Source organism: Mesorhizobium sp. M5C.F.Ca.IN.020.32.2.1 (assembly GCF_004023105.1).
Taxonomy (GTDB): domain Bacteria; phylum Pseudomonadota; class Alphaproteobacteria; order Rhizobiales; family Rhizobiaceae; genus Mesorhizobium; species Mesorhizobium wenxiniae.
In genome coordinates this window covers 1-3,773 of sequence record NZ_RZSX01000647.1, presented here as the reverse complement: position 1 = coordinate 3,773, position 3,773 = coordinate 1, and the positions used below count along the sequence as shown (strand labels likewise).

Sequence of the window (3,773 nt, the reverse complement as noted above, 5' to 3'; positions counted from 1 at the left end):
GGATTGGACAAGAAACGGAGATTTTCGGCTAAGTGCCTGAAAAGTCTGGTACGCCCAAGGGGAATCGAACCCCTGTTACCGCCGTGAAAGGGCGGTGTCCTGACCGCTAGACGATGGGCGCGCTCAGATGTGAGCGCTTATAGTTGCGTTGCACCAAACCGGCAACCCGTCTGCCGCCGCCTGCGACAACTTTTTTCATTGGCCGCAAAACCGCGCATTTTCCACGATTTAGCCCGGTTCGACGCCACAGCGCATGCCGTCCTCAGATGGCGCACTGCGAACGCCGATAACGAGAGGGAGAACCAGCCGTTACCGCCGCCGGCGGCAGCGCCAGTTCCAGTCGCGCTCGGGACCGACGTCGATGTGAACGGATTCGGTATGGCAGTAGGTGCCGACGCCGCCGCGCCCGGGCATGCTGCGGATGTAGCTTGCCAGCTGCGATTTCGAGACGCCTGGAACCTGGATGTCGGCAGCAGCGCAATACATGTGCAGCGAATTCTTGGCGCCGTTGGCGCGGCGGTTGCGGGCCGGATCACGATAGCCGGAGGTGACGATCATCTTCTTGCCGTAGTGTCCCTCGATCGTCTTGAGCACGCGGACCAGCGAAGGCTTCAGGCAGGCAACGTCGACATTCTCGGTCTGCTTCAAAAGACCGTTGGGCGCCAGCCGGGCAAGCCCGGCAGCGGATGCCACCTGATAGGCGCCGCCTTCATCCTCGTTCAGATCGACGTCGCTGTCGTCGTCGAGGCCGGATTTGCGCTTGATCTCGAAGAGTGCGGTCTTGCGTACGCCTGGCAGCGCGTCATCGGTGAAATGGCTGGTATCGCCGATCGAAGCCAGTTGCACCGGCTTTTCAGCCGATTTGGCCGAGGCCAAGGTGATGGTCGGCTTTGCCGCCGCCTTGGGCTGCGCCGCCGTCGATTGCTCGCCCGACCTGTTGCTGGTCTGCGGGGCAGGCGCCGCCGAGGCCGGCGTGGCGCTGAACAAAGAGGCGAGGAACCCCTTCTTCTTCGGCGCATAGGCTTGCGGCTGCGGCTCTCCGGCGGTCACATAGACCGGATTGTTCATCGCCGGTGCGGCGGTCTCGGCCTTGGACTTCGGCGCGGCCGTGCCTGCACCGGCGGTTTCAGCCTTCTGCGTTGCAGCATCGGCTTGTTCAACCGTCTGCGCGGACTGTTGCTGGGGCTGCGGCGTCTGGCCCGCAGCAGCGTCTGCGCGCGCAGGAGCCGTGACGGGGAAGCCGGCATCGGACTTGGCGCCTCCCTGAGGGGCTCCCCCCTGGGTTCCCGGCTTGCCCATTGGCACATAGCCGACCTGCTCGGGAAGGCTTGCGTCGCCCTCGGCGGTCATCGTCATCTGTGAAGTCGTGATCTGTGACGACGAATCAACGGCGACCTGTTGGGTACCAGAGGCCGTGCTGATATCCGTAGCAGAGGCGTTATAACCGGGCATGCCGACTGATAGAGACGGGTCGCCGGCCGAGGTGCAGGACGCCAGGAGCACGGAGAAAAGCGCGGCCGCAATGGCGCGGCTTTCTCCCTTCGCGAGGCGCGATCCTACTGATTTCAAAACAAAATTCCCCCTCGATGTCCGGCCGGTACGTCATTGGCGGCGTCGAAACGTCCCGCCGAAATAAATCCTTGTCCCCGAACGGAAACGAGACCTGTGTCAAATCCGCAAGCCCCAGAGTAATTCGACGGCTAAAGAGGAATCGAGACTGCCTGAGGGTTGACGACACCATTTCGCCCTCTTTTACCGGCGCGTCAACTCACCACACATTACAGAAGGTTACACACGCACCTTGACATAGGTGCCTGGCGCGTCGCCCAGAGTTTTCATGTGCTTGCCGGGTTTGCGGGCCGGCACGCGGGTGTTGTCCTTCGCCTCGACCCAGCGTTGCCAGTGCGGCCACCAGGAGCCGGGATGGTTTATGGCCTCGGCGATCCACTGGTCGAAGTCGCCCCCCGGCTTGCCGCCGGTCCAGTAGTGATATTTCTGCGCTGCCGGCGGATTGACGACACCGGCGATGTGGCCGGAGCCGGCCATGACGTAGTCGACTTCGCCGCCGAAATACTTCGAACCTAGGAACACCGAAAGCGCCGGCGCGATGTGATCTTCCTTCGCGGCGAGGTTGTAGACCGGGATGGTGACGTCCTTCAGCGAAACCACGCGGCCCGCCAGCTCCATCATGCCTTGCGAAAGTCTGTTCTCGAGATAGCAGTTGCGCAGATAGAAGGAATGGTTGGCCGCGCCCATGCGGGTCGAATCGGCGTTCCAGTAGAGCAGATCGAAGGGCAGGGGATCCTTGCCGCGCATGTAGTTGTTGACGACATAGGGCCAGATCAGGTCGCCCGAGCGCAGCATGTTGAAGGCGGTCGCCATCTTGGTGCCGTCGAGATAGCCTTTCTCGTTCATCGCCTTTTCGACGGCCGCAACCTGCTCCTCGTCGACGAACACTTTCAGGTCGCCGGCATAGGTGAAATCGACCTGCGTGGTGAAGAAGGTGGCCGATTTGATGCGGTGGTCGCCTTCCTGCGCCATCAGCGCCAGGGCCGCAGCCAGAAGCGTGCCGCCGACGCAATAGCCGACGGCATTGACGTCCTTTTCACCGGTGGCCTTTTCGATCGTGTCCAGGCCGTATTGCAGTCCCTCTCGGATATAAGCCTCCCAACTCTTGGTGCCGTGCCGCTCGTCCGGGTTGATCCAGGAGATGACGAAGACGGTGTGGCCCTGCTCTACTGCCCAGCGGATGAAGGACTTTTGCGGGTTGAGATCGAGAATGTAGAATTTGTTGATCCATGGCGGGCAGATCAGTAGCGGCCGCTTCAGTACGGTCTCGGTCGCCGGATCGTATTGCAAGATCTCGGCGACATCGCTGCGGCCCACCACCTTGCCGGGCGTCGTGGCGAGGTTCTTGCCGATCTCGAAGGGCGAATAATCGGCCTGCCGGAGTTTCAGGTCGCCCTTGCCGGCGGCGATGTCCTCGGCCAGCATCTTCATGCCGCGCACCAGGTTTTCGCCATTCGAAGCGACGGTCTCGCGAAACAGCTCCGGGTTGGTCAGGATGAAATTCGACGGCGAGATGGCGTTGGACACCTGCTTGACGTAGAAGCTGGCCTTGTGGCGGGTGTGCTCGTCCAGGCCATCGGCGTGCTCGACCAGCTCGGCCGCCCAGCGCGAGGTGACGAGATAGGCCTGCTTGAGGAAATCGAAGAAGGCGTTGCGGCCCCATTCCGGGTCCTGGAAACGCTTGTCGCCGGGCTCGGGCTTGACCGCGTCTTCGGCATCTTCGCCGCCGGCGCTGAGACGCTGGATGGAGTTGGCCCAGACGGTCATGTAGCCGGAGAACAGCCGCGTCTGCGCCTCCAGGGCACGCTGCGGGTCGGAAAGCCAGTATTCGCTGAGCTTGGAGAAGGTCTTCACCATGTCGACGACCGGCTCGGCGACATGATCGCGCACGTCGCCTTTTTCGCGCGGCTCGGCCCATGCGGAAGCCGCCTTGCCGGCCTGCTCGATCATGCGCGCCATGTTCAAGGCGAAGCGCTCCGGGTCCTTCACCAGATATTGCTCGACGGTCGAAGCCTGGTCATCTTCCGCTTTGCCCGAATCGGGTGTTTTGGACATGGTTGGCGGGTTCCTCCCGAAGCGTTTTCTTGACATATTATCATGGGACATCGGACAGGGTCCAACGCGCTCTACCTCGGCTGCCAAGGAAACAATATGACGATTAATATTGGCGACGCTGTTTTTTCTACCACTGGTTTTTCTGGCAC

At 61.8% G+C, this 3,773-nt stretch carries 2 protein-coding genes and 1 tRNA gene; all 3 read right to left on the bottom strand.

Translation table 11 applies throughout. From position 1 onward, the window contains the following. Window positions 1-46: 46 nt before the first annotated feature. The 3 genes from EOA86_RS26205 to phaC all read right to left on the bottom strand — a co-directional run bounded on the left by EOA86_RS26205 (window position 47) and on the right by phaC (window position 3,624). Window positions 47-121, bottom strand: a tRNA-Glu gene (locus EOA86_RS26205). Between the two features lie 188 nt (window positions 122-309). After that, window positions 310-1,452 carry a YcbK family protein gene (locus tag EOA86_RS26200; protein WP_245497376.1) on the bottom strand — a complete coding sequence of 381 codons (1,143 nt, stop codon included), beginning with the start codon at window positions 1,450-1,452 and terminating at the stop codon, window positions 310-312. Window positions 1,453-1,788: 336 nt separating this feature from the next. Then, the gene (gene phaC / locus EOA86_RS26195; protein ID WP_128344350.1) at window positions 1,789-3,624 is read right to left on the bottom strand and encodes a class I poly(R)-hydroxyalkanoic acid synthase; all 1,836 of its coding nucleotides are present in this window, start codon (window positions 3,622-3,624) and stop codon (window positions 1,789-1,791) included. Between the last annotated feature and the right edge of the window lie 149 nt (window positions 3,625-3,773).

Coding starts and splice junctions, on each gene's coding strand:
- EOA86_RS26200 (WP_245497376.1), bottom strand. CDS start 1,452: ATGCCCGGTTATAACGCCTCTGCTACGGATATCAGCACGGCCTCTGGT.
- phaC (WP_128344350.1), bottom strand. CDS start 3,624: ATGTCCAAAACACCCGATTCGGGCAAAGCGGAAGATGACCAGGCTTCG.